Annotated in this window: 19 protein-coding genes and 1 pseudogene; 14 read left to right on the forward strand and 6 right to left on the reverse strand. The window is 68.4% G+C overall.

The genetic code is table 11. The features are described from left to right. Positions 1-238 precede the first annotated feature (238 nt). The 7 genes from NP4_RS38770 to NP4_RS38800 all read left to right on the forward strand — a co-directional run bounded on the left by NP4_RS38770 (position 239) and on the right by NP4_RS38800 (position 10,457). Complete coding sequence (locus NP4_RS38770) at positions 239-1,729, forward strand: SCO6880 family protein (RefSeq protein ID WP_068009466.1); 1,491 nt, start codon at positions 239-241, stop codon at positions 1,727-1,729. Between the two features lie 1,104 nt (positions 1,730-2,833). Beyond that, the gene (locus NP4_RS38775; RefSeq protein WP_373863907.1) at positions 2,834-5,308 is read left to right on the forward strand and encodes a hypothetical protein; all 2,475 of its coding nucleotides are present in this window, start codon (positions 2,834-2,836) and stop codon (positions 5,306-5,308) included. Between the two features lie 61 nt (positions 5,309-5,369). Continuing rightward, entirely contained in the window at positions 5,370-5,651 is a 282-nt protein-coding gene (locus NP4_RS38780) for a transposase (RefSeq protein WP_245997578.1), read from the forward strand. A gap of 127 nt (positions 5,652-5,778) precedes the next feature. Continuing rightward, the gene (locus tag NP4_RS38785; protein WP_068009469.1) at positions 5,779-7,551 is read left to right on the forward strand and encodes a peptidoglycan DD-metalloendopeptidase family protein; all 1,773 of its coding nucleotides are present in this window, start codon (positions 5,779-5,781) and stop codon (positions 7,549-7,551) included. A gap of 92 nt (positions 7,552-7,643) precedes the next feature. Beyond that, the gene (locus NP4_RS38790) at positions 7,644-8,192 is read left to right on the forward strand and encodes a hypothetical protein (RefSeq protein ID WP_245997569.1); all 549 of its coding nucleotides are present in this window, start codon (positions 7,644-7,646) and stop codon (positions 8,190-8,192) included. Between the two features lie 37 nt (positions 8,193-8,229). Continuing rightward, positions 8,230-10,065 (forward strand): type IV secretory system conjugative DNA transfer family protein, encoded by a 1,836-nt coding sequence (locus NP4_RS38795; RefSeq protein ID WP_068009475.1) that lies wholly within the window; start codon positions 8,230-8,232, stop codon positions 10,063-10,065. Then, entirely contained in the window at positions 10,062-10,457 is a 396-nt protein-coding gene (locus tag NP4_RS38800) for a DUF4913 domain-containing protein (protein ID WP_245997561.1), read from the forward strand. Before NP4_RS38795 ends, NP4_RS38800 begins: the two co-directional genes overlap by 4 nt. A 77-nt stretch (positions 10,458-10,534) precedes the next feature. Here the strand turns inward: NP4_RS38800 and NP4_RS38805 are convergent, their stop codons facing one another. Then, entirely contained in the window at positions 10,535-11,107 is a 573-nt protein-coding gene (locus NP4_RS38805; protein ID WP_068009480.1) for a hypothetical protein, read from the reverse strand. 429 nt (positions 11,108-11,536) lie between these two features. Continuing rightward, positions 11,537-12,409, reverse strand: coding sequence for a peptidylprolyl isomerase (locus NP4_RS38810; protein WP_062506010.1), 873 nt, complete (start codon positions 12,407-12,409; stop codon positions 11,537-11,539). 149 nt (positions 12,410-12,558) lie between these two features. Here NP4_RS38810 and hisS point away from each other — a divergent pair, with 149 nt between their 5' ends. The 3 genes from hisS to NP4_RS38825 all read left to right on the forward strand — a co-directional run bounded on the left by hisS (position 12,559) and on the right by NP4_RS38825 (position 15,711). Then, entirely contained in the window at positions 12,559-13,836 is a 1,278-nt protein-coding gene (hisS, locus tag NP4_RS38815) for a histidine--tRNA ligase (protein ID WP_068009521.1), read from the forward strand. 61 nt (positions 13,837-13,897) lie between these two features. Next, the gene (locus tag NP4_RS38820) at positions 13,898-14,542 is read left to right on the forward strand and encodes a hypothetical protein (protein ID WP_082876622.1); all 645 of its coding nucleotides are present in this window, start codon (positions 13,898-13,900) and stop codon (positions 14,540-14,542) included. A gap of 164 nt (positions 14,543-14,706) precedes the next feature. Then, complete coding sequence (locus tag NP4_RS38825; RefSeq protein ID WP_068009486.1) at positions 14,707-15,711, forward strand: malate dehydrogenase; 1,005 nt, start codon at positions 14,707-14,709, stop codon at positions 15,709-15,711. A 1-nt stretch (position 15,712) separates the two neighbouring features. On the opposite strand, the gene NP4_RS38830 is transcribed toward NP4_RS38825, so the two are convergent. Beyond that, entirely contained in the window at positions 15,713-16,585 is an 873-nt protein-coding gene (locus NP4_RS38830) for a TIGR03619 family F420-dependent LLM class oxidoreductase (RefSeq protein ID WP_068009489.1), read from the reverse strand. A 185-nt stretch (positions 16,586-16,770) separates the two neighbouring features. Between NP4_RS38830 and NP4_RS38835 the strand changes: the two genes are divergently transcribed. The 4 genes from NP4_RS38835 to NP4_RS38850 all read left to right on the forward strand — a co-directional run bounded on the left by NP4_RS38835 (position 16,771) and on the right by NP4_RS38850 (position 23,852). Continuing rightward, positions 16,771-17,532, forward strand: a complete 762-nt coding sequence (locus NP4_RS38835) for an SDR family oxidoreductase (protein WP_068009492.1) — start codon at positions 16,771-16,773, stop codon at positions 17,530-17,532. 93 nt (positions 17,533-17,625) lie between these two features. Then, positions 17,626-21,582, forward strand: a complete 3,957-nt coding sequence (locus NP4_RS38840; RefSeq protein WP_082876623.1) for a Pls/PosA family non-ribosomal peptide synthetase — start codon at positions 17,626-17,628, stop codon at positions 21,580-21,582. Beyond that, positions 21,582-22,901 carry a M1 family metallopeptidase gene (locus tag NP4_RS38845; RefSeq protein ID WP_068009524.1) on the forward strand — a complete coding sequence of 440 codons (1,320 nt, stop codon included), beginning with the start codon at positions 21,582-21,584 and terminating at the stop codon, positions 22,899-22,901. Before NP4_RS38840 ends, NP4_RS38845 begins: the two co-directional genes overlap by 1 nt. A 75-nt stretch (positions 22,902-22,976) precedes the next feature. Next, positions 22,977-23,852 carry an LLM class F420-dependent oxidoreductase gene (locus NP4_RS38850; protein ID WP_068009505.1) on the forward strand — a complete coding sequence of 292 codons (876 nt, stop codon included), beginning with the start codon at positions 22,977-22,979 and terminating at the stop codon, positions 23,850-23,852. A 27-nt stretch (positions 23,853-23,879) separates the two neighbouring features. On the opposite strand, the gene NP4_RS42245 is transcribed toward NP4_RS38850, so the two are convergent. The 3 genes and pseudogenes from NP4_RS42245 to NP4_RS41905 all read right to left on the reverse strand — a co-directional run. Continuing rightward, complete coding sequence (locus NP4_RS42245) at positions 23,880-24,362, reverse strand: SRPBCC family protein (protein ID WP_211335849.1); 483 nt, start codon at positions 24,360-24,362, stop codon at positions 23,880-23,882. A gap of 3 nt (positions 24,363-24,365) precedes the next feature. Next, positions 24,366-24,680 (reverse strand): annotated as a pseudogene (locus tag NP4_RS42250) (ArsR/SmtB family transcription factor); the annotation flags it as partial. Positions 24,681-25,274: 594 nt separating this feature from the next. Next, positions 25,275-26,471: hypothetical protein (locus NP4_RS41905; protein WP_169813869.1), on the reverse strand; the 1,197-nt coding region annotated here is incomplete at its 5' end.

The raw sequence follows: 26,471 nt of genomic DNA on the forward strand, positions 1-26,471 counted from the left end.
CGGGCGGACCCGGTGGCGGGCCTGCCGGTGGTCCCGGCGGCGGTGGCGCCGCCGCGCGTCCTGCGGCTCCCGCGGGGTCGGGCACAGTAGCATCCGGCCCGGCACGAATGATGAATCGCATCACTACCGCTCGTGCGGCCGGTGCGAGCCTGGGCCGGGCCGACTCCGCGATGGGCGACGTCGCCGGTGACCGCTGGGCCAACCGCGCACCCGATCTCGGCAGGAGCACGATTCCGCGATGACATCGACCGAGACCTACGAGCGCCGCTCGTACGGATTGTGGCAGAAGCCCCGCAGCGCAGGACTTTTCGGACTGCGGTGGGGGGAGACGGTGCTCGGATTCGTGGTGGTCATCACCGCGCTGATGACGGCGTTGGTGGCCGGACCGAAACCGGCGTTCTTCGTGGCCGGCGTGGGCGCGGTCGTAATGGTTCCACTGGTGTGGCGGTCGGGGGGCCGCTCGGGCTACGAGACGGGATTGATGATGTTCCACTGGTTGCGCGGCCGGAACAAGGGCGAGCACGTCTATCGCGGCGGCCGCTTCTCGCGGATTCCGGGCGGCGTGGCGCGGCTGCCCGGACTGATGGCGCCGTCGAAGCTCTACGAGGGTATCGATGCGGGCGGTTACAGCTTCGGCATGATTCATCTGCCGCAGTTCGCCCAGTACACGGTCGTGCTGCGGGCCTGGCCGCAGGGGCACGAGGCGGTGGATCAGCCGGTCATCGACCGCTGGGTGGCCGCCTGGGGCACCTTCCTGGCCTCGCTGGGGCAGACCTCCGACATCATCGCGGTGGTGCCGGTCATCGATACCGTGCCCGAAACCGGAAATCGTTTGCTCACAGAGGTTTCCACCATCACCCATCCGCAGGCGCCGGATCTGGCGCAGCAGGTGATGTACGAGCTGGCCACCGAATTGCCGCAGGAGCGTGTGCAATTGCTGCCGCGCGTGGCGATCACGTTCAAGGCCACCACGGCCGAGCGGCGCAAGAATCCGGCCGAGGAGGCCGTGGAGATCGGCCGCCGACTGCCGGGCATCTGCGCGGCGCTGGCCGAGGCGGGTGTGCGGGCGCAGCCGATGTCGGCCGATGAGGTCATCTCCTTCATTCGGCGCAGCTACGATCCGGCCGCCCAGGCGGATCTCGAGGTGGCGTCGAGCGAACCGGGCGGGCACGGCCTGGATTGGGCCGACGCCGGGCCGATTTCGCACGAGGAACGCTGGGACCACTTCATCCACGACGGTGGCCGCTCGGTCACCTGGGAGATGGAGACCGCGCCCGAGGGCGCGGTGGACGAGCGGGTGCTGCAGCGGCTGCTCGCGCCGAATCCGGAGGTGCCGCGCAAGCGCATCGCCATTGTGTACCGGCCGCATTCGGCCGCCGACGCGGCCGAGATCGTGGACGACGACTACAAGAACGCGCTCGTCGCTCAGCAGAGCGAGCGCGGTGTGGTGTCGGCGGCGGCGACGCTGCGCGTCGGCGCGACGCAACAGGCCCGCGAGGAGCAGGCCCGGGGTCACGGTGTGACCCGCTTCGGGGCGCTGGTGACCATTACCGAGCCCCTGCGCGGCGATCTGCCGCGTATCGAAGCCATTACGCGCGATCTGTCCACACAGGCGCGCTTGAAGATCCGGCGGTGCTATCGCTACCAGGCGGCGGCCTTCGCGGCCTCGCTCGGTTGCGGGGTGATCCTGCCGGAGCACGCATCCATTCCGAAAGCCTTGGCGGGGTGAGTGTTCATGGCAGGTGATCAGGAACCGCCGATCCGGTACCGCGGCGAACCGCCGCGCTACCGCGAACGAGTGGTCGACCCGGAAAATCCGGTGCCGATGCGCCGCGGCTCCCGCCGCGGCCACGACGACGGTTGGGACATCGAGGCCTACACCCCCGGCGACCCCCGCTCCGCTTTACCTGCCGACTGGGACGACGCCCCCGTCCGTCCCACCCGCCGCCGCGAAATCGGCGACCCCACCGACCACACCCAGGAGCCCCCACCACGCCGAGGCTCCCCCCGCTCGAGCCGCTCGGCCAACCTCGATGCGGGATCCAACACCCCCCACGGCAAAACCAGCCCACCGGCCCGCCGCGGCTCCGCCCGCTCGGAACTGTCGGCCGGGCCCCATGCGGAAGAGGACGCTCCACGCGACCACCTGCCACCACCCAGGCGGCGAGATCCGGAACGAACGGCCGATCCCCGTGCCAGGGAAGGCGTCTCGCGATCGAAGCCGTCCGCTGATCCCCGCCCGACATCCGACACTCAGGCTGCGCGGCCGGAGTCGTCGCCCGGTTCCCGTGCGGGTGGCGATGTTTCGAACGCGCGGCCCGAGTCGCCCGCCGATTCTGGTGCGGGTGAGAGTGTTCAGCGCGCGCGGTCGGAGCTGTCCGCCGAATCCCCTGCGGTGGATAGTGGTCTGGGCGCGTCGGCGGAGCGGTCCGTGTCATCCCGTGCGGGTGGCGATGTTTCGAGTGCACGGCCCCAGTCGTCCGCCGATTCTCGTGTGGGCGGGAGTGTTGAGGGTGCGCGGCCGGAGCTGCCGGGCGGTTCCCGTCCGAGCGGCAAGGTTTCGAGCCCGCGGCCGGGGCCGTCCGCCGATTCTCGTGCGGGCGGGAGTGTTCGGGATGCGCATCCGGACTCGTCGGCCGGTTCCGTTGCGGGTGGCGATGTTTCGAGTGCGCGGTCCGCGTCGTCCGCCGATTCTCGTGCGGGCCGAAGTGTTCAGGATGCGCGGGTGGAGAACGATGTTTCGCTCGGGGATTTGACGTCGTCGCGGCCTGCGTTGGATTTGTCCACTGATTCTGTTGAGGGAGCGGACGTTTCGCGCGAAGCGGACGCTCCGGTGGGGCGCGACTCTGGTGAGGATGTCGCGGATTCGATTGGGCGGCGGCAATCGGCCGAGGTCGGGTCCAATGCCGAGCTGCCGCAGGGGCTGCGGGGCGCGGCGCTGGCCGCGGATTCGGACGGTCGCAAGGCCGCGTTGGAGCGGCGGGTGCCGGGTGGGGTCGGTGGGGCCACGCGGGCCAAGAAGGCTTCCCAGGGTGGGAAATCGGAGGCGCGTGAGGTCGTCGCGGGGGACGGCGACGAGCAGGCGGCGGCCGGGGCCGGTGCGGAGCATCGGGAGCGCGGCGCGGGGGCTCGTGAGGAGCGTCCGGCGCGGCGGGACTCGGCCGACGGTGACCGGGCGGCAGCGGTTGACGGGGTTGCCGCTGCCTCCGGGTCCGCCGAGCACGGTGGGGGAGTGCTGGATTCGGATTCGCGCGTCGAGGGCGCGGCCGGGCGGCGCGGCAGCGAAAACGGCACTCGGCGTAGGCAATCCGCGCCCGAGGATGCCGGAGCGAGGAAACGATCGGCGCAGGAGCGGGGCGATATGCGAGACAACGGCCGAACGCCCACCCGTCGCGGCGAGCATCGAACGACCGAGGCCCCAGCGGGCAACGGCCGCACCGCCGAGCGACGCCGCAATCTGGATCAGCCTACCGAGCGCTACCGGGTACGCCCGGAAGATCGGCTGCGGGCCAACAACTCTCGCTCCGAACGCGACCGCAACGGCGCACCGCGCGCGGCCCAGCCCCCCGAGCGCCGACGCACCACTGCCCGCAAAGGCAAACCCGCGCAGAAGAAACAGCAGGGCCCACCCCTGCTCGACGATGCGGCCCGGGCCCGCTACGAGGCGATCGCCCGCGAGCGCGCGGGTCTGCGCGCGGCCTGGGCGGCCTTCCGCATCCGCACCGACGATCTGCGCCGCGCCAATGCCGCGGCCCGCTACGAGGCCGTCGTGGAGGACGGATTCGACCGGGAGACAGCGCCGTTGACCGATCGCGGTTACGCCGGCGCGGGTGGCGGCCGGATGAACGTGGTCGGCCGTCCCGTCGAATACCGCGCCACCACAGCGCAGGTCGCGGGCCTGTGGCCCTGGTCGGTCGGCGCGGGCGCGCCGCTGATCGGCACCCCGCTCGGCTCGCATCTACACACCGGCGCACCGGTCTGCTTCGACCCGATGAACTGGTTCATGCGCGGCAGCTTCATCACCGCACCGAGCCTTTTCGTCCTGGGCCTCAACGGTTTCGGTAAATCGTCGCTGGTCCGCCGCATCGTCCTCGGTGGCGTCGCCCAGGGCATCACCCCGCTGATCCTGGCCGACGTCAAACCGGACTACCGCAAGCTGGTGGAACTGGTCGGCGGCCAGGTCATCGATCTGGGTTACGGTCACGGCAAACTCAATCCGCTCGCGGGCGGCGTCCTCGGCTCGGTCGTGCCGATGCTGTCGGACACACCCGCGCTGCAGATCCAGGTCACCCAGGAACTGCGCGCCCGCCAGGTGACGCTCATCGCCGGTCTGGTCGAACTCGTACGCGGGGCGCGCGTGCGCGACTACGAGGAGACGCTGATCTCCACCGCGCTGCGCATCCTCTACCGCGAGGGCAGCGGCTACGCTCCGGACAATCCGCCGATCATGGAGAATCTGCTCGAGGTGATCGTCGGCGGCGGTGAGGAATTGATGCTCGACGCCGGCGCGGACAATCTCGACGAGTACCACGAGGCCACCAAGGGCCTGCGCCGCTCACTGCGCGCGCTGACCCAGGGCCCGTTCGGCGCGGTGTTCAACGGCCAGACCACCGCCCCGATCGACACCTCGGCCGTCGCGGTGTGCATCGACGTCTCGCACATCCCCGCGGGCGACAAGAAGCTCAAGGCCGCGGTCATGCTGGCCTGCTGGGCCGACGGATTCGCCTCGGTGGAGGCCGCGCATGTGCTCGCCGACGCCAAACTCGGCCCGCAGCGCTACTTCCAGGTGGTCATGGACGAGCTGTGGCAGGTACTCGGCCTCGGCGACTTCATGATCGACCGCGTCGACGAGTTGACCCGCCTGAACCGCACCATCGCCACCGCGCTGATCATGATCAGCCACACCATCAAGGATCTGCAGTCGCTCGGTTCGGAGGCCGCGATCGCCAAGGCCCTGGGCTTCCTGGAACGCGCGCGCGCCAAGATCTTCGGCGCGCTGCCGCCGGAGGAGATCAAGCGACTGGATTCGACGGTGCCGTTCACCTCCGCCGAGGAGGAGATGGTGACCGGATGGTCGGCGCCCCAGGCGCTCACCGGTGAGGCGCTCAAACCGGGCCAGGCCCGTCCGCCCGCGCCCGGCACCGGCAAATTCCTGCTCAAGATCGGTGAGGATCGCCGCCCCGGCATCCCGTTCCACATGGAGTTCACCATCTCGGAGAAGGAAAGCGGAATTCACGAAACCAACCAGCGTTTCAGCGAGTTCACCGAATCCACCGCGCGCCGCGGTGACGAGGGGAGTGCCGCGTGAGATTGGACAAGCCTGTGATCCGGAGGGTGAGCCGATGATGCCGCACAGGTCGTATCGGAGAGTGTCGCCGGAGGTCCGGCGGGCCGCGGTGGAGCAGGTGATGGCGTTGACCGGCAAGCTGCGCAGCGAATCGGAGGCCTGCCGCGTGGTCGCCGAACAGATCGGCGTACACACCAATTCGGTGCGCAACTGGGTCCGGGCCGCCGAGGGGCCCAGTCTCGAGCGCATGGACGCGGGGGCGTTACGCCGCAAGGTCGCGCTGCTGCAACAGCAACTGGCCGCCGCGGCCGAAATGAACCGCACCCTGGTCGAAACCCTCAACGAAGCCAAACGCGCCACATGACTCCCGCCCATACCCGCGCACCCGCACCCGGTATTGGAGTCCGCACCTCTCGCCGCTTCCCGCGCGAGATGCGGACTCCAATACGGGGCGCGGCTGCCGCGCGATCTCGAAACGGGGCGGGGGTGCGGTGAATCCCAAGACCATGGTCTGGGCGGGGTTGGGAAGTGTGATCGGTTTGATCGCACTGGTTCTGGTGGTGGTGCTGCCCGCGTCTGAGGATCAGTGCGCGGATTCGCCGAGCGTGCCCGGCTCCGTGCTGCCCGGTGACCCACGGGCGCTCGGCGCGTCGGTGACCGCTTCGGGAGCCGCGGGCGTGACGCCGCCGGGAGTTACGGGTGCGACGTCGTCGGGAGCCGGGGGCGTGACCCCGACGGGGGCCGCCGGTGCGACGCCGTCGCAGGGACCCGCGGTGATCCCCGGCACGACGGCCGGTGGCGCGAATCAGCCCGCGGCGCTCGGGAATCCGACCGTCACCGGCGCGCCCTCGCTGGCGGCGGGGATCGCGCCCATTCGGCGGACCTGGCCGCTGCCCGCGGGCTCGTTCACCGTGTCGGACCCCTTCGGCGCGCGCGGCGGCACCCATCTCGGCGTCGACCTGGCCGCCGCGGACGGCACGCCGATCTTCTCCGTCGCGGACGGCATGGTGGTGGCCGCGGGTGCGGCGTCGGGATTCGGGAACTGGATCGTGATCGACTCCCTGGATGTGAACGGCCGCCCGTTCTCGGCGGTGTACGGCCACGAATGGGACAGCGGGGTGCTGGTGCGCGCGGGCCAGCCCGTGCGGGCCGGACAGCCGATCGGCAAGGTCGGCTCGGCGGGCGAATCCTCCGGTCCCCATCTGCATTTCGAGATCGTGCCCGGCGGTCGGCTCACCGGCGGCCACCAGATCGACCCGCTCCCTTGGCTCGACGGCGCGCCGACGCCGAATGCCGAGGGGGCCTGGCCGTTTTCGACCAACCCGCTGTGCAGTCGCGGCTTCGGCACCGCCGGTGGCGCGCTGGCCGACGGCAAGGTGCCGCCCGAACTCGAGATCTGGTATCGCCGCGCGGGTTCGCTGTGCCCGGAGATCACCCCGTCGATCCTGGCCGCACAGGGCAAGCAGGAATCCGGTTTTCGGCGCGGGCTCACCTCCCCGGCGGGCGCGCAGGGTCTGTCGCAGTTCCTGCCCACCACCGCCCGCGCGGCCGATCCCGATGACGGACAGCCGTATCTGCTCGACGCCGACGGCAACGGTTCGGCGAGTCTGTGGGACGACGGCGACGCGATCATCGCCCAGGGCCGCTATATGTGTTCGATCGCCCATCAGGTCGAACGCTGGATCGGTGAGGGCAAGGTGCACGGCGATGTGGTCCCGCTGGCCCTGGCGGCCTACAACGCCGGCGAGGGCGCGGTGCTCGCCTCGGGCGGTATGCCCAATCAGGTGGGCGCGCACTTCTCCGAGACCCAGCCCTATGTCGCCAATATCCTGGCGATGGAACCGCAATACCGTGCACCCGGCTCGATGGGCCGCTTCCAGCCCGAGGGCCGCTCCGACGGCAGCGAGATCGTCGAGGCCGCGCGGCAGTGGCTGGGCAGCCCGTATGTATGGGGCGGCGGGGGACCGCAGGGGCCGACCGGCGGCGGATTCGACGGGCCGGGTCTGACCGCCGCCTCGGTCTTCGCCGCGTCCTCGGGCCGAATCGTGCTGCCCCGCACCGCCGAACAGCAGTGGGAGTCGGGCGCGGAGGTGCCGCTGCGCGGTGCGCGACCGGGGGATCTGGTGTTCTCCCGATTCGGTCCGCGCGGCCCGGCCGAGGTCGGAATCTATTCCGGCAACGGCTCGATGATCCGGGCGGCCGATCCGTCCGGCGTGCGCGAAACCCCGGTTCCCGGCGATGCGCGGCTGCGGAGGGTGCGATGAGGCGTCGATCGATGGCCGGACTCGGACACGCCGAGGTCACAGAGGCCGTGGCGACTCCCACCGGGCGGTCTCGGCGATTAGCCTGGATACCAGTGACGAGACGCGCGAATCTGGTGGTGATGCTGGTGGCGGGCATCGCGATGGTGTCGGCGGGATGCGGCGGAAGCGGCGGTGACACGGCGGAGTCCGTGCGTCCGCCCACGTCCACCGTGCGGCAGCTGGAGGCGGTTCCCGCGCCCGATCCGACCACACCCGACGGAGTCGCGGTCGCGGCGCTGAAGGAGATCTACACCTGGTATCCGGCCCGGGAGCCGCAGGGTAGTTCGATGGCGCGGGCGCGGAAATGGCTGGGGCCCAGCCTGATCCGCACCCTGGACACCCCGCCCAGCGGTGTCGACACCCCGAAACCGACACTGCAGTGGGCGGATTGGGGTAAGTCCGGCGCGACGGTCGAGGCGTTCGCCTTCGCGTCGGGGGAGAAGGCGCCGCCCGGCGGCGATCCGGACCACGAGCAGTACAAGATCGGGATCGAACAGACCGTCGTCTACCCGGACGGCCGCCGCCAGCAGCTGCCGCCCGCGACGGTCATCGCCACCGTCGCGCACACCCCCGACGGCTGGCGGCTCGACGGATTCCGGTGAGCGACAACAACGTATACGGTCACCTCAGGAGGCGGAGATGGCGAAGAAGGTGAAGGATCCGGCCGAACCGGGTCCCGATGTCACCCTGTACATGATCTATCTGGGCTTCGCGATCGTCGGAACCCTGTGGATCGCCCTGCATCTCGGCAACCAGATGGCGGTGACCAAGCAGAACATCCCGATCAACCCCATCGCGATCGTGGCGGGGCTGGTCCGGGGGCAGCTGCAGTGGCCGCGGGCCTCGACGGTCATCGTGCTGCTGGTTGTCGTCGCGTTGGCGGCGGTGGTGATCGTGCGACGCGAGCTGAAAAAGCGCAAGGGCAAGGGCAAACTCGCGGTCGACGACAAAGCCGGGTACATGGGTAACGGTGCCGCGATCGCTGCACTGACCGAATCGGGTGTGCGGGAGAAAGCCGATCAGATCGGGGTGCGCCTGGGTACGGACGATCCGCCGGGTGTGCCGATCGGCATGTCGGTTGCCGATGGGGTCATGCTTTACGGTTCGTACGAGGATTTGCATCTGGATATCTGGGGTCCGCGGCAGGGCAAGTCGACCTCACGGGTGATCCCGGCGATTCTGACCGCTATCGGTCCAGTGCTGGCCACTTCCAATAAGCGTGATGTGGTCGACGCGACGCGAGATGTGCGCGCTGCCAAGGGCTCTCAGGTTTTCGTCTTCGACCCGCAAGGTGTAGCCGACGAGCCAGCGAACTGGTTCTGGGATCCGTTGAGCTGGGTTGATGCCCGTCGCGAAGGCTGCGAGATGCGGGCGGCAAGGTTGGCTGGCCATTTCGCCGACGGCGACGACGGCAGCAGTGGATCGTCATCCGATGGCGACGGTAAGTTCTTCGAGCAGGAGGCCGAAGATCTGCTGGCTGGCCTGTTCCTGGCTGCGGCCGTAGCTGGGCGGCCAATCGTCCAGGTATGGGACTGGGTGACCAATCCGAGTGACAGTGAGCCGATTCAGCTTCTGCGCGCGGAGCGTCACCATTTCAGCGCTTCGGGTTTGTCGGCGCAGTACAACACCGATCCTCGAATGCGCAGCGGCATCTTCGGCATGGCCAAGAAAATGGTCCGCTGCTTGAAGCTGTCGAATGTGCACCCGTGGATCACCCCCGGCGGTGACCGCCGCGAATTCGACGAACTCGATTTCATCGAGCGCAACGGCACCCTGTACAGCCTGTCACTGGAGGGCCGAGGCTCTGCGGCCCCGTTGGTGAGCGCGCTGACCGAGGCCGTGATCGATGTCGCGATGCGCAAGGCCGCTCATTCGCATGGTGGCCGCCTGCCGATCCCGTTGCTGGCCGTATTGGACGAGGCTGCCAACGTAGTGCGCTGGAAAGATCTTCCCAAGCAGTACAGTCACTTTGGCTCACGCGGAATCGTGGTTATGACGGTGCTGCAGTCCTGGGCGCAGGGCGCTCGTTGCTGGGGCCCCGACGGTATGGACGCCCTGTGGGCGGCGGCGAATATCAAGGTCCTCGGCAGCGGTGTCGACGATACGAAATTCTTGCAGGAACGCTCAGAGGCGATCGGCGAGTACGACGTGATCTCACAGTCGGTGTCGGAATCGTCGGGTGGCAAGAGCTATTCACGGTCACTGGGGTCGTCGAAGACCTTCAGTGTCAATGCGCTGGCTACTCTTCCGCGCGGCCGAGCGATTGTATTCTCCTCCGGCACACCCGCTGTGCTGGTTCGGACGGTTCCGTGGTGGGAGGGCGAGTACGCTGACGCGGTGCGGCAGTCGATCGACCGACACGACCCGCAAAGCATGCGCAGAACGACGATGAGCGATCTGGTGGACGAGCGCGGGCTTACCGATGTCAACCCGCCGCAAACATTCGGGCAGCCCGAGGAGGTTCGGCCGCTGTGAACGACCAGCAGCAAGACATGATCTATTCGAACGTGGTCGAGTTCGTGGAGAACTACCTGAGTCTCGTCTACCGGCGACAGGTCACGGACCTCAGCGATACGGTATGGTGCCCGGAGTGGTGGAAGCATGCCGAGGCTGCGATGCGGCTGGAGGCGCTGTGGCGAGCCTGGGAGTATTTGCGTCAAGACGGGAAGACCGGAATGAGCGTATGGTTCCTCGACCACGCCGATCCGCATATGACCAAGCTGTTCGATCCAAAAGGCCCGTTCAAATACTGCAGCGTACGTAACGGCCACAAGGATATGCTCAGTCCGCTGCCGCTGAAATCGCCGCAGCAGGGCTTGTTCGGTGACCCCACCGTCGATCCGGCTACCGGGGATTTCCGGTCCTGAATCGCCCTGGCCCGCAAGGAGATTCCGGACGGCTGCGGATTTCTGTCCGCAGCTGACCGAGTCCCACAAGGAGCAGGTCAGCGGTGGCTCTGCTCCATGCCGAGGCTCATGCCCATACCCAGCTCCTGCTGGCGCCCGCGCGTAACATGCGGCGGTTCTTTGGGCTTGTCGCTGATAGCTGCTGTGGGCGGCTGAGCCTGACTGACCTCCATGAGCATGCGTACCGCGGCCACATCCGGGGCGATGCCGATCCGCGCCAGATGCGCTGCCAAGGCGGTGCGCCGCTCGACAGAGTCGTAGCGGCCCATCTCCTTGACTTTGTCCTTCGCGGCGGCCTGTGCGGCCATGCGAGTGGCGTTGGCTTGAGCAGCGAACCGGTCCTTCTCGAGGTTGACACCCTTGTCCAGTGGGGGTCGCTCGAGCATCCGGGCCAACTCCAGATTGCGCGGGTCCTTGGCCTTGGCTTCACGGGCCTCGCGCAGGGCCAACTCCTTGGCGTCTTTGATGCGCGCCTCGGTAACCTTGACGCGGGCCTCGGCTTCCTTCTGGCCACGTTCCCGGGTGCGCAGTGCGACCAAGGTCGCAAGCTGCAACATTTGCCTCATCAAAGCCGCTGTCTCGCGGCCGATGTCGTCGAGTTCCTCGGCCATTGCCTGCTCCCCGATGCTGCAGTGATCACTATGGATGATTGTGGTGCTTCGTCAGGGACATCGCCACGGAAACGGTGGTTCTTGCGGCGGTATCCCTCCTGCAAACGCGGACACCAAGCACTCGATGAGGTAGTCCTACCCGGTGGGGCGGTTTCTACCTCGCTTCGTACTCTGTTCTACGAGATTACCAGCGAAAACGCAGGGCAGCCTTACTCGCGTTGTGCAACAACAGCATATAACGCACATTTCCGACAGGTGCCTCGAAGTGCCGGATGTTCTCCAGCATAAGGATGCCCTAACCGGAGCGGTCGTGGCCAGACCGACACGATGCCATTTCGCTGCCCCGACAGGGCATCTCACCGCCCTTCGGCGGTAGGCGGCGCGCCGGTCCGCGACACGCCGACGTACCGGCGCGAAAGCCGCCGACGCTCAGCCGATCTTGACCGATTCGAAGGTCACCGGCTGGTTGGGCTTACCGCCGCCGGGCCGCGGGTCCATCGAGCCGTCGTCGCCGATCGCGGCGATCTTGTCCAGCGTCTTCATGCCGGCGTCGTCGACCGTGCCGAAGATGGTGTACTGCGGCGGAAGCTGGGAATCACCGGTGAGCAGGAAGAACTGGCTGCCGTTGGTGCCGGGTCCGGCATTGGCCATCGCGATGGTGCCGCGCTTGTAGAGCACGGGCATGTTCGCGTTCGGATCGTCCGGGCCGGAGTACTGATCGGTCGGGTACTCGTTGTCGAAAACGTAGCCGGGACCGCCCTTACCGGTGCCGGTCGGATCGCCGCACTGCAGCATCTGCAGGCCTTTGGTGCTCAGGCGGTGGCACGGCGCGCCGTCGAAGTAGTGCTGGCTCACCAGGCTGGCGAAACTGTTGACGGTGCAGGGGGATTCGCCGCGGTCGAGTTTCAGGCCGATCGGTCCCTGATTGGTCGTGATGGTGACCGCCTCCAGACCCTTGGCGACAATGCCGTCGCCGTTGGGCTTCTGGACGGGTTTGGCGGCCTCGCCGCCGTCGCGGTAGGTGCAGGTGACCGTCGCGGGCTTCTCCTTGAGCGCGGGCGGGGGCGCGGCCTCGGGAGTGCTGGTCTGCGACGAGTCGGAAGCCTGGGAGGCTTTGTTCTTGTCGTCGTCGCCGCGCGTCAGGTAATAGATGCCCACACCCGCCGCGACCACGACGACCACGCCGAGCACCGAGCCGGCGATGGTGAGCTGCTTGCGTCGGCGGTTCCGCTCGGCCTGCCGGGCCAGTCGCCGCTCGAGCTTGCGTTTCGCCGCCGCCCGCCGCTGTTCGTTAGTCGGCACTACCGATTCCTCCCGTGATGGTCTGCTGTCGGCATAAGAGTGTGCCATCACTTCCTGAGATGAGACCTAACGTTGTGAACCGACCCGTACAATCGCCGACCCGGAACCGGTTGGACTTGGTGCGTACGGGTTTGAAAGACTGGACGATCGTGACCAAGGCCAGCAGCTTCACCGCCCCGAAGGGGATACCGGATTACGTGCCGCCCGGCTCGGCGGAGTTCGTCGCCGTGCGCGACGCGCTCGTGCACTCGGCCCGGCTGGCCGGGTACGGACATGTCGAGCTGCCGATCTTCGAGGACACCGCGCTGTTCGCGCGCGGGGTCGGCGAATCCACCGACGTGGTCAGCAAGGAGATGTACACCTTCGCCGACCGGGGCGAGCGCAGTGTGACGCTGCGGCCGGAAGGTACGGCCGGGGTGATGCGCGCGGTCATCGAGCACGGTCTCGACCGCGGGCAGCTGCCCGCGAAGCTGTATTACTCCGGCCCGTTCTTCCGCTACGAGCGGCCGCAGGCCGGGCGCTACCGGCAGCTGCAGCAGGTCGGGGTCGAGGCCATCGGCGTGGATGATCCGGCGCTGGACGCCGAGGTCATCGCGATCGCCGACGCCGGTTTCCGCTCGCTCGGACTGGACGGTTTCCGGCTCGAGATCACCTCCCTCGGCGACGACACCTGTCGTCCGCAGTATCGGCAGCTGCTGCAGGAGTTCCTGTTCGCGCTGCCGCTGGACGAGGAGACCCGCCGCCGCGCCGAGATCAATCCGCTGCGCGTGCTCGACGACAAGCGCCCGGAGGTCCGGGAGATGACCGCCGCCGCGCCGCTCATGCTCGACCACCTGTCCGATTCGGCCAAGGTGCACTTCGAGCAGGTACTCGGCTATCTGGACGCGCTGGGCGTGCCCTATGTGGTCAATCCGCGGATGGTGCGCGGGCTGGACTACTACACCAAGACGACCTTCGAATTCGTGCACGACGGTCTGGGCGCGCAGTCCGGTATCGGAGGCGGCGGGCGCTACGACGGGCTGATGGCCCAGCTGGGCGGGCAGCCGCTGTCGGGTATCGGCTTCGGCCTGGGCGTGGACCGTACGGTGCTGGCGCTGCGGGCCGAGGGTAAGACGGCGGGCGAACCGGCGCGGGTGGACGTATTCGGGGTGCCGCTGGGCGAGGCCGCCAAGTCTCGGTTGGTGGTGCTGGCCGCGCAGCTGCGGGCCGCGGGCATTCGCGTGGATCTGGCCTACGGTGGGCGCGGGGTGAAGGGCGCGATGAAGGCGGCCGATCGCTCCGGCGCGAAATACGCTCTGGTGCTGGGTGATCGGGATCTGGCCGAGGGCGAGATCGGGCTGAAGGAACTGGCCACCGGCGACCAGCGGCAGATACCTATCGACGAGGCGGTCTCGGCCGTCTCGGCAGCGTTGGCGGCCGATCGGTAGTACGGTCACGATCATGCCCCGGCCCGGCCGGGGCGCGATCCCACTCGACGAATGTGGACGTGTGACTGAACAACCGAATTCCCCTGTGCCGCAACCGGTCGGACTGGACCTGATCGCACCGGAGATGGTCGCGCCGATGCTGCGCCGACTGACTCTGGCCGCGATCGGCGCGGGCGTGGTGACGATGATCGTGCTCGCCCTGCTGGTGAGCTGGCCGATCGCGATTCTGGCCGGACTGGTCCTGAGCGCGCCGACCGCGATCTACGCCATGGCCGTCCAGCGGCGGCGAATGTGGCTGGCGGGCAGCGAACTTCGCGTGCGCACCGCATTCGGATCGCGCACCCTCGACGTCGCCGCGGCCACCGGGGTGGAGGTGCTGGTCTACTCCGGCCGCCTGAGCCGCATCGTCCTGCGCATCACCGCGGGCCCCGACAGCCAGATAGTCCCGCTGGCCATGTACACCGACGCGGGCAGCGGCCGCGAACTGCACATCCTGGGCTTGCGCACCCTCGCCGACGCCCTGGCCCGCAGCGAACTCGCCGCCGCCCTGTCGGTTTCCTCGGTCCTGATCGGCCAACTCCGCGCCGAGGCCCGCGACGCACCCCTGGGCGAACGCCCGTTATACCGGGCGGTCCAACTGGTCCGCGAACGCGACAGCGTCCAACCGATAGTCCTCGGCGACCGAGACATAGCCACCCTCTCCTGACCAGCCGTTGTATTTCCGTCGCGCAGGGTAGCCGAGCGAAATATGTTGCGGCTGCGTTGGTTTGTCGATACGTGTCTACTTGCTCACGCTGGACGGTTGCCGGGGAAGTGCGGGACTAGGGTTGGTGGCGAGGTCCGAAGCGTTCGAGGACATGAGGAGTCGACGTGAGTGCTGCTGCCCGCACGCCCGTGACGGTTACCGTGACCGGGGCCGCCGGTCAGATCGCCTACGGTTTGCTGTTCCGGATCGCCTCCGGGGCGATGCTGGGGGAGCGGACGCCGGTGCGGTTGCGGCTGTTGGAGATTCCGGCCGCGGTCGGGGCACTCGAGGGTGTGGCGATGGAGCTCGAGGACGGGGCGTTCCCGCTGCTCGAGTCGATCGATATCAGCGATGATCCGTGGGTCGGCTTCGCCGATGCGAATATCGCGCTGCTGGTGGGCGCGCGCCCCCGCACGGCGGGGATGGAGCGGTCGGATCTGCTCGCCGCCAACGGGCCGATCTTCACCGATCAGGGCGCGGCCATCAACGCCAGCGCCGCGGCGGATGTGAAGGTGCTGCTGGTCGGTAATCCGGCCAATACCAATGCCTATATCGCGATGAGCAATGCCCCGGATGTGCCGTCCGAGCGGTTCACCGCCATGACCCGCCTCGACCACAATCGCGCGATCGCCCAGCTGGCCAAGCGCACCGGTATGCCCGCCGCGGAGATCGCGCGGGTCAGCGTGTGGGGCAATCACTCCGCGACGCAGTATCCCGATCTGTCGCACGCCACCATCGCGGGCCGCCCGGCGCTCGAACTCGTCGACGAGCAGTGGGTGCGCGCGGATTTCGTTCCGACCGTCCAGCAGCGCGGCACCGCCATCATCGCCGCCCGCGGCGCGTCCTCGGCCGCCAGTGCGGCCAGCGCCGCCATCGACCACATCCGCGACTGGGCGCTGGGCACCCCGACCGGCGACTGGGTGTCGATGGCCGTGCCCTCCGACGGCTCCTACGGCGTGCCGGAGGGTCTGATCAGCTCGTTCCCGGTCACCTGCCAGGGCGGCGAGTACACGATCGTGCCGGATCTGGAACTCGACGAATTCGCCCGCGAGCGCATCGAACTCAGCGTCGCCGAACTGGCGGCCGAGCGCGACGCGGTCATCGATCTGGGCTTCGCCAAGCGCCGCTGACTCAGCCGCATTTGGCGATGACCGAGTTGCCGTAGCGCTCGATGTTCGCGATCTTCTTCGGCAGCGGTTCGGTATCGGCCCCCGGGACGTACGGATAGCGGAAACCGACGATCACATCGGTCACACCCTTGTCCTCGAGCCGCTTGATGCCGTCGGGGGTGTAGGCGTCCAGTGAGGCGACGTGAATCTCGAACGGGCCCGATTCGTCACGCTCCCTGCGCAATTCGTCGAGCCGGGCCAGCATGCGATCGAGCTCCTCGGGAGCGCCGCCCGCGTGCATCCACCCGTCGCACAGTCGCACCGCGCGACGCAGCGCGGCATCGCTGTGCCCGCCGACCAGGATCGGCAGCGGTTCGGTCGGCGTCGGCGTGATCTTGATCTTCGGGATGTCGTAGAACTCGCCGTGGTACTCGAAATACCCACCCCGGCACAGCCCGCGCACGATCTCGATGCATTCGTCCATCCGCTTACCGCGCTTGTCGAACGGCACGCCCATGATCTGGAAGTCCTCCGGCCACGGGCTGATGCCGACGCCGAGGGAGAACCGGTTGCCGCTCAGGGCTGCGATCGAGGCGGCCTGCTTGGCCACCAGTACCGGCGGGCGGATCGGCAGTTTGATCACGAACGGGGTGTAGCGCAGCCGCGTGGTCGCGGCCGCCAGCGCCGCCGACAGCACGAAGGCCTCGATGAACGGCTTGTCGTCGAGGAACTCCCGATTGCCGTCGGGCGTGTAGGGATAGGTCGAATCCGATTCGGCCGGATAGGCCACCGAGTCGGCGATCGACATGCTGTGGAACCCGGCGGCCTCGGCGGCCTGGGCCAGCGGGATGTAGTACGACGGGTCGGTCATCGCCTCCGCGTAGGTGAAGCGCATCGGTGTCCTCTCGCAGTGCCCGTACCTCGGGCAAAAACTAGAACAGATTCTAATTCTGCTCGCGATGCTAGCTCGCGCACCCTGCTCGTGGCCCTATTTTCGCCGGGACATGCCATTGCCGATGGTTGATGACACCTGTTCTAATCACGCTGAGCCGCTCGAATCAGTTCCGAAGGAGATTTCGCATGACGATCGCCATCACCGGGTCCGCCTCGGGCATCGGCGCCGCCACCGCGGCCGCACTGTCGGCGGCCGGACACGACATCATCGGCATCGACGTGCGCGATGCCGAGGTCGTCGCGGATCTGTCCGGCCCCGAGGGCCGGTCGGCCGCGATCGAGGGCGTGCTCGAGCGCTGCGGCGGCGTGCTCGACGGCGCGGTGCTGTGCGCCGGAATCGGCCCGCACACACCGGATCCGCTGCGGCTGATCGATATCAACTATCACGGTGCGGTCGCCCTCCTCGACGGCCTGCTGCCCGCGCTGCGCAAGGGTGAGAAACCCGCGGTCGTTGTGGTGTCCTCGGTGGCCTCCACCCAGTCGAAATGGGCCGAGAATCCGCTGTCCACGGCCGCGGACCGCGATGCCGTCGCCAAGGCGCTGGAACCGGCCGGCGACTACGCCGGACATCTGGCCTACGCGTGGTCGAAGAACGCGCTGACCGTCGCGGTCCGCGAGCGCGCGGTCGACTGGGGTGCGGCCGGGGTGCGCCTGAACACGGTCGCCCCCGGCTCGGTCACCACGCCGCTGCTGCAGGCCGGACTCGACGATCCGCGCTACGGCGAGCTCATCCGCGGCTTCACCGCGCCCATCGCGCGCAATGGCGAACCGGGCGAAATCGCCTCGCTCATCGCCTATCTGCTCGGTCCGCAGGCCGGTTTCATCCACGGCGCGCAGTTCGTCATCGATGGCGGAATGGACGCCATGCTGCGTCCGAGTACCTTCTGACCGGCCCCGACGTTCCCTCCGGTCGACTCTGCTGCGAGAATGATCCGGGCGAAACGACCGCCCGGACGTGTCCGACACGCCACGGATGTAGGCATGGCATTGCTCTCCGGTAACCGTGGCGCGGTAAAACGGAACAGCACATGCGGGGGCGATCGGAAAGGCAGGACGTTGACGCTCGGTTCCGGGTTGTCCGAGGTGTCGGCACCTTCACCACTGCTGCGTGGGCCCGAGGCGGCCCGACCGCGCACCCTGGTCGACATCCTGGCCGCCACGGCCCTCGATCATCCGGACGCACCCGCGATCGATGACGGCGCCGACGTCCTGACCTACAGCGAACTGCTCGACGAGATCGACGAGACCGTGGACCGGCTGCGCGCGGTGGGGGTGCGCGCCGGTGACCGTGTCGGCGTTCGCATTCCGTCCGGGACCAGCGAGCTGTATGTGACCATCCTGGCCGTCCTGCACGCCGGTGCGGCCTACGTTCCGGTCGACGCCGACGATCCCGACGAGCGGGCCCGGCTGGTCTTCGGCGAGGCCGCGATCAACGCCCTGGTCACCGCCGAGGGCATTACCGCGGTGAACGAAACCGGCGGCGCCCGGCCGGGTTCCACGGCCACGCCCGATCCGGGTGACGACGCCTGGATCATCTTCACCTCCGGCTCCACCGGAACGCCCAAGGGCGTCGCGGTCACCCACCGCAATGCCGCCGCCTTCGTCGACGCCGAGGCGCGACTGTTCCTGCGGGACAATCCGATCGGCCCCGGCGATCGCGTATTGGCCGGGCTCTCGGTCGCATTCGACGCCTCGTGCGAGGAGATGTGGCTGGCCTGGCGACACGGCGCCTGCCTGGTCCCGGCCCCGCGCGCGCTGGTGCGCAGCGGTATGGATCTGGGCCCGTGGCTCGAACGCCGCGCGATCAGCATCGTCTCGACCGTGCCCACGCTGGCCGCGATGTGGCCCGCCGAAGCGCTGGAGGCGGTGCGGCTGTTGATCTTCGGCGGCGAGGCGGTGCCGCCCGAACTGGCCGAGCGGCTCGCCGGGACCGACGATCGCGAGGTCTGGAACACCTACGGCCCGACCGAGGCCACCGTCGTCGCCTGTGCCGCTCAGCTGACCGGCGAGGGTCCGGTGCGGATCGGGCTGCCGCTGGACGGCTGGGATCTGGCCGTGGTGGACGGATCCGGAAACGCGGTGGGGGAGGGCGAATCCGGGGAGCTGGTGATCGGCGGGGTCGGCCTGGCCCGCTATCTGGATCCGGCCAAGGACGCCGAGAAGTACGCGCCCATGCCGTCGCTGGGTTGGCAGCGGGCCTATCGCAGTGGTGATCTGGTCCGCAACGAGAGCGCCGGACTGATCTTCCTGGGCCGTGCCGATGATCAGGTCAAGATCGGCGGCCGCCGCATCGAACTCGGCGAGCTCGACAACGCGCTGCAGAATCTGCCCGGGGTCACCGCCGCGGCCGCCGCCGTGCGAACCACCAAGGCGGGCAACAAGATTCTGGTCGGCTATCTGGCCAGCGCCGATCCCGACTTCGACGTACCCGCCGCCCGCGCTCTGCTGGGCGAGAGCCTGCCCGCGCCGCTGGTACCGCGCCTGGCGGTGCTGACCGAATTGCCCACGCGCACCTCGGGCAAGGTCGACCGCGACGCCCTGCCATGGCCCCTGCCGGGGGCCGAATCCGAACCCGCGCACGGTCTGACGGGGACCGCGCAGTGGGTGGCCGAACAGTGGAATGCGGTACTGGGAGCCGATATTTCGGGTCCGGACGCGGACTTCTTCGATCTGGGCGGCGGTTCGCTGTCGGCCGCGCAGTTGGTGACCGCGCTGCGCGAACGCTTTCCGCAGGTCACCGTCGCCGATCTGTACGACCATCCGCGCCTGGGCGCGCTGGCCGATCTGCTCGATGCCGCGGAACCGGTCCCGGAGGTCGAACCGCGACTGGTCGCGCCCACGCCGCGGCTCGCGCAGTGGACGCAGGTGGCCGCGCTGATTCCATTGACGACTCTCACCGGACTGCAATGGCTGACCTGGTTGGCCATCGTCACCAATATCGCGACCCGATCCGGGGCGCTGCCGTGGATGCCGGAGCTGTCGTGGTGGTGGGCGGTGGCCGGATTCGTGCTGTTCATCTCCCCACCCGGCCGCATGGCGATCTGTGTCGCCGGGGCGCGGGTGCTGTTGCGCGGCGTGCGGCCGGGTAGTTATCCGCGCGGCGGATCGGTACATCTGCGCCTGTGGGCGGCGGTGCGGCTGTCGGAGGCCAGCGGTGCGGAAAACCTTTCCGGCGCACCGTGGATGGTGCCGTTCGCCCGTGCGCTGGGCGCGAAGGTCGGCAAGGGCGTGGATCTGCACACCCTGCCGCCGGTGACCGGGATGCTCGAACTCGGCGACGGGTGCAGTGTCGAGCCGGAGGTCGATCTGGCCGGATATTGGATCGACGGCGATCGCGTGCATATCGGGCCGATTCGGATCGGCGCGGGTGCGGTCGTCGGCTCGCGTTCGACGCTGCTGCCCGGCGCGGTGGTCGGGAAGAACGCCGTGGTCGCTCCGGGTTCGGCGGTGTTCCGCAAGGTCAAGGCCGGACAGGAGTGGGCCGGATCCCCGGCGGTGAAGGTCGGCAAGGCCGAATATCCGTGGCCCGCGCACACTCCGCCGCGCGCGACGCGCTGGGTCGTGGTTTTCGGAATCACCTCGATGGTGCTGGCCGCGCTGCCCATTGTCGGGCTGGGCGCGGGCGGGGGATTGATCGCCTGGTGGATCAGCGATGAGCGCACCCTGCCCGCCGCGCTCGGGCACGCCTTCGCGATCCTGCCGGTGGCGACCGTGCTGAGTCTGGGCGTTTTCGCCGCGCTGACCGTGATCGCGGTCCGACTGCTGAGCATCGGCCTGAGCGAGGGCTACCATCCCGTGCGCAGCCGTATCGGCTGGCAGGCATGGGCGACCGAGCGGCTGATGGATTCCGCGCGTACGTTCCTGTTCCCGCTGTACGCGAGCCTGTTGACGCCGCTGTGGTTGCGGCTGCTGGGCGCACAGGTCGGCAAGGGCGTGGAGGCCTCGACGGTCCTGCTGCTGCCGAAGTTCACCACCGTCGCCGACGGCGCGTTCCTCGCCGACGACACCATGATCGCCAGTTATGAACTGGGCGGCGGCTGGATGCGCATCGGCGGGGCGAAGGTCGGCAAGCGGGCGTTCCTGGGCAATTCCGGTATGACCGCACCCGGTCGCCGGGTACCGAAGAACGGTCTGGTCGCGGTGCTGTCGGCCGCGCCGGAGAAGGCCAAGGCGGGTTCGTCGTGGCTGGGCAGCCCGCCGGTTCGATTGCGGCGCAAGGCCGGTGAGTCCGATACCGCGCGGACCTTCGATCCGTCGCTGCGGTTGAAGGCGGCGCGCGCGATCGTGGAGACCTGCCGATTGATTCCGGTCATGGTGACCTTCGGCGTCGGGCTCGGCGTGTTGTTCGCGCTGGCGTGGCTGGCCGAGGACACCGGATTCTGGTTCGCCGCACTGCTGTCGGGTGTGGTGCTGCTCGCGGCCGGTGTGCTGGCCGGATTCCTCGCGGTGGCCGCGAAGTGGCTGGTGGTCGGGCAGATCGAGCGTGAGGAACATCCGCTCTGGAGTTCGTTCGTGTGGCGCAACGAGGTGGCGGACGCATTCGTGGAAACCGTTGCGGCCCCGTGGTTCGCGCGCGCCGCGACCGGGACCGCGGTGATGAACATCTGGCTGCGCGGCCTCGGCGCGAAGATCGGGCGCGGGGTGTGGTGCGAGTCGTACTGGCTGCCCGAGGCGGATCTGGTGACCCTCGGCGACGGGGCGACCGTGGAACGCGGTTGTGTCGTTCAGACACATTTGTTCCATGATCGAATCATGGCGATGGATACGGTGACCCTGGAGGCGGGCGCGACGCTCGGCCCGCACTGCGTGGCGCTGCCCGCCGCGCGCATCGGCGCGGGCGCGACCGTCGGACCGGCCTCGCTGGTCATGCGCGGCGATACGGTGCCGCCGTCGACCCGCTGGTGGGGCAATCCGATCGCGCCCTGGCCGGAGCGGTGATGACGGACAAGTTCTACGAGGAACCGATCGACGACTATTTGCCGCAGAACGGCAATCGCGGCTATCGGGTGTCGCGCTATGAGCTCGAACTGGAATACAAGGTCGCGAGCAACCGGCTCGCGGGGCGGGCCACGCTCACCGCGGTGACCACCGAGGTGCGGTCGCGATTCGCGCTGGATCTGTCCCAATCCCTCGGGGTGGCCAAGGTTTTCGTCAACGGAGCCAAGGCGGCCCGGTACGTCCACCAGCGCGGCAAGCTGACGATCACTCCGGCACAACGGATTCCGGCGGGCGGTGTGCTGGCGATCGTGGTGCAGTACGCCGGTACGCCGCGGCCGATTCGCGGGCCGTGGGGCGAGGTCGGCTGGGAGGAGCTGACCGAGGGTGTGCTGGTGGCCGGGCAGCCCAACGGCGCCGCCTCGTGGTTTCCGTGTGACGATCACCCCGGGGCCAAGGCGAGCTACCGGATCTCGATCACCGCCGATTCGCCGTACTACGTGGTCGCCAATGGCACATTGACGCACAAGCGGGTTCGGGCGAGTCAGACGACGTGGGTGTATGAGGCGCCCGAGCCGATGGCGACCTATCTGGCGACCGTGCAGATCGGACCGTATCAGCGGCATCGCATCGGTACCGACGATCGGGTGCCGATGCAGGCGGTGTTGCCTGCGCGACTGCGGGCTCGGTTCGATCACGACTTCGGGCGGCAGCCGCAGATGATGGCGGAGTTCCAGCGGCGGTTCGGCCCGTATCCGTTCGAGGGGTACACGGTCGTGGTGACCGATGACGATCTCGAGATTCCGCTGGAGGCACAGGGATTGTCGATCTTCGGCGCGAATCACTGCGATGGTGAGCGCGGCGCCGAGCGACTGATCGCGCACGAGTTGGCCCATCAGTGGTTCGGGAACAGTCTGACGCTGCGGCGGTGGCGCGATATCTGGTTGCACGAGGGTTTCGCCTGCTATGCGGAGTGGATCTGGTCGGAGGCAGCCGGCGGGCCGAGCGCCGATGTCATGGCCCGCGAGGCGCATCAACTCATGTCCCGGCGGCCGCGCGATATCGTGCTGGCCGATCCGGGTCCGGCCGCGATGTTCGACGATCGGATCTACAAGCGCGGGGCGCTGACCCTGCACGCGCTGCGGCGGACGCTGGGTGATACGAAATTCTTCGCGCTGCTACAGGATTGGACCGCGCGGTATCGGCACGGATCGGTCAGTACCGAGGAATTCACCGATCTGGCAAGCCATTACGCCGATGCGTCGTTGCGGCCGCTGTGGGACGCCTGGCTGTTCGCGAAGCCGCTGCCCGCACTGCCGTAATTCGCACTTGACTTGGAGTGCACTCCAGCATTTAGCGTTCCGGTGACAGCCATTCATACGCAGAGGGATCTGGTCATGGAACTGGGATTTCATCTTCCGATCTTCGATATCGACGGTGGGACCGGGGCGATCGCGGGCGAGCTGGCCCGAGTGGGCGCGGCCGCGGAAGAGGTGGGGGCGACCTGGTTGTCGTTCATGGACCACTACTTTCAGATCGCCCCCACCGGACTGCCCGCCGAGTCCAATATGCTCGAGGGCTACACCACCCTCGGCTATCTGGCCGCGCACACCAGCCGGGTCGAACTGGGCCTGCTGGTCACCGGCGTGACCTATCGGCATCCCGGCCTGCTCGCCAAGATCGTCACCACCCTGGACGTACTGTCCGGCGGCCGGGCGGTTCTGGGCCTGGGCGCGGCCTGGTTCGATCGGGAACATCACGGCCTCGGCGTACCGTTCCCGCCGCTCGCCGAGCGCTTCGAACGACTCGAGGAGGCCCTGCGCATCTGCGCCCAGATGTGGGACCCCGCCGACAACGGCCCCTTCGACGGCAAGTACTACCACCTGGCCGAAACCCTGTGCTCCCCCCAGCCCATCCACCGCCCGAAGGTCCTCATCGGCGGTAGCGGCGAAAAGAAGACCCTCCGCCTGGTGGCCCAATACGGCGACGCCTGCAACCTCTTCGCCACCGCCCCCGAAGACGTGGCCCACAAACTCGACGTCCTGCGCCGCCACTGCGCCGCCGCGGACCGCGACTACAACACCATCCGCATCACGGTCCTGGCCAACAACCCCCGCCCGACTCCGGACACCCGCGACGAATTCGTCCGCGCGATGGCCGATTACGCGAAGCTCGGCGTCCATACGGTCATCGTCACCCCGACCACGGGCGCACCGGCCGCCTGGATCGAGGGCATGGGACCGGCGGTGCGTCAACTCGCCGAACTGGGTTGATGCCGTAGGTATTCGGCGAGGATTTCGTCAGCCGTCTTGATCCACGAGGGCGACATAGCGCTGTAGGTAGTGCGGCCAGCCGCCCTGTTCGCCGACGCCCGCCCGCACCGCTTCCCAGCCGTCTCCGTGGCGTTCGATATTGCGGTGTTCGAGCTCGACACGCGTGCGGTCCGCGGTTTCGGCGATGAAGCGGACTTCTACCTCGCTGGTCTTGGCGGGGTCGGTTTCGATCTGCCAGTGGCCGTTGATGTCCCAGCTGAACACGAGTCGGTTCGGCGGCTCGTACGCCAGCACTCGCGCCCACCGGCACACGCTGCCGTCCTCGCCTCGGTCGTAGATGTGTCCGCCGACCCGCGGCTCGAACACCGTCTCGGCGATCGGGACGGTCAGCAGGTTGTGCTCGCGCGGTTTGATCGCGTCGAACCGTTCGGTGAACAGTGCGAACGCGCGCTCCACTGGCGCGTTGACAACGATCTGCAGCTGCACCGGATCGGCTTGGGTGTGTGTCATGACTTCTCCCGAATGTTCCTCGACTACTTGTTGATACGTGGCGAGGGCCCGGCTCCAGAACCGGTCGAGTTGTGCGCGTAGTGCGCCCATCCCGTCCGGATTCAACTGGTAGATCCGGCGCGTTCCGACGGCTCGATCCAGCACCAGCCCCGCGTCTTTGAGCACCTTCAAATGCTGCGAAACCGCCGGGCGGCTGATCGGCAGCGCACTGGCGAGCTCGCCGACCGCCTGCGGCCTCTCGGCCAGGCGCTCCACGATCGTGCGCCGCATCCGATCCGCTAGCGCACCCCATTCATCACTACTACGGTAAGTATCTACGAACCGTAAGTAGACGCTTACCCTTGCGGATTGTCAATGCCATCGTCGCGGCGGTTGCTCATGACGAGCAACACCACGGAGGCGTGGCGTATCGCGGTCGAGGCTGTTCCCGGACGTTGGCCGCCGCACCGGATCCGGTCGGCTACGGTCGCGATGTCGCCGATTCCGATATCGACGAACCGCCGGGCACGGTCCTCGATCACTTCCGGGTCGACGACAACGGGAGCCGACCGACTCCATCCGCGGAGATTCGGCGTAAAGGTGATGGCCTATGGCGGAAATGTCCGCCCCCGCCGAGTAATCGACTCGCGTCCGATCTGTTGTTCCGGCGATCGTTGCCGGAAAGTCCATGGGCCGAACCACTCCCCCCAAGTCGTCGAGAGCGCGGAACAATCCGATTGCTCGGGCCGCCGACTATCGGCGACGGCCCGGGACGCTCGGTTCAAGGCACGCGGCACTGGCGTTCAGGTCCTGCCGATTTCGACTCAGGACAGGTCCGATGGAGCGGACGGTTCGACCGTATGGTGTTGGTGCACCGAACGTTTCGGCCCAGAATCTTGTGATCCGGGCCGAAACATGTTGGGGCTCAGCGACTCAGAACTGGTCCATCTCGTAATCGTTGATGATCTCGTCCGAGTGGGTCTGGCCGATTACCTCCGGTGTGGTTTCGCCCAGGCCGCCGGTGATATCGGCGTTGCCGGTGGGGCTTTGGTAGGGCTGGACCGTGCGGCCGTGCTCGTCTTCGTCGCGGCGTTGTCCGGCCGCGCCGGGGGCTCCCATGAAGCCGGAGCCCGGTGTGCCCTGACCCGCTGCGCCGGGAGTGCCGGGGCCGAACGGTATGCCGGGGATGCCCAGTGCGCCGCGCGCGCCGGGGACCGAGGAACCCGCGCCGGGTTTGGCGGCCGCCGCCGCGCCGCCGCCGGAACCGAGCCCACCGCCGAACAGCCCGCTGCCGAAACCGCCTGTGCCGCCGCCGGATCCGCCGTACGAACCCGGGTGGGCGCCACTGCCGCCGAAGGAGGCCGCGTGGGTGGAGGTTCCGAGATTCGAGCCGGGCAGATTGCTGCCGCCGAGACTCGCGGCCTGGGTGTCCAGACCGCTGCCGCCGCCGGAGAGCAGCTGCTGGGCCTGTTCCATGATCGGCTGGCCGACATTCTGCGCCACCGACTGCGCGACCTCGGCCGGGTTCGGCCCACCGGCCGCGCCCACCAGCTGCTGCACCACACCGGTCAGCTGACCGGTGTAGCCCGCCAACTCGCCGCGCGTGGCGTTCACGATGCCCACGGCGGTGCCGAGATGTTCGGTGGCGGTGGCGATCAGGGTCGCCTGGGCGGGCGGGGTGAAGATGACCGGCGCGAGCGCACTGGCCTGGGCGGCGAACGAATTGGCCACCGCGGTCAGCTGCACATTGCCGCGCTGCACGACCGCCGCGGCCTCCTCGGTGAGCTTGGAGATGTCCAGGCCGCGCTGGCTGGCGTCCTCGCCGTGCGCCTGCGCCTGCTGCGAGGCGGTCTCCGCGCTGCGAGCGGCCTGGCCCTGCCAGACCTGCTCCACCGATTTCATCGCACCCTGGCCGACCTGCATGGCCGCCTGGATGATCTGCGAGGACTGGCTCAGCAGATTGGCCGGATTCAGCGCGCCCAACACGCCGGTTCCGAAGCTGGACAACAGATCCAGGAACGGTTTGAACAGCGCGTCGACGCCCGGCAGCGCGGGCAGCGCCGCGCCGTTCATCAGCGCGGCGATCGGATCGGCGGGCAGCGGCGCGACCATGGGCGCGGCGGCAGCGGC

The organism is Nocardia pseudobrasiliensis NBRC 108224 (genome assembly GCF_001613105.1).
GTDB classification, from domain to species: Bacteria; Actinomycetota; Actinomycetes; order Mycobacteriales; family Mycobacteriaceae; genus Nocardia; species Nocardia pseudobrasiliensis.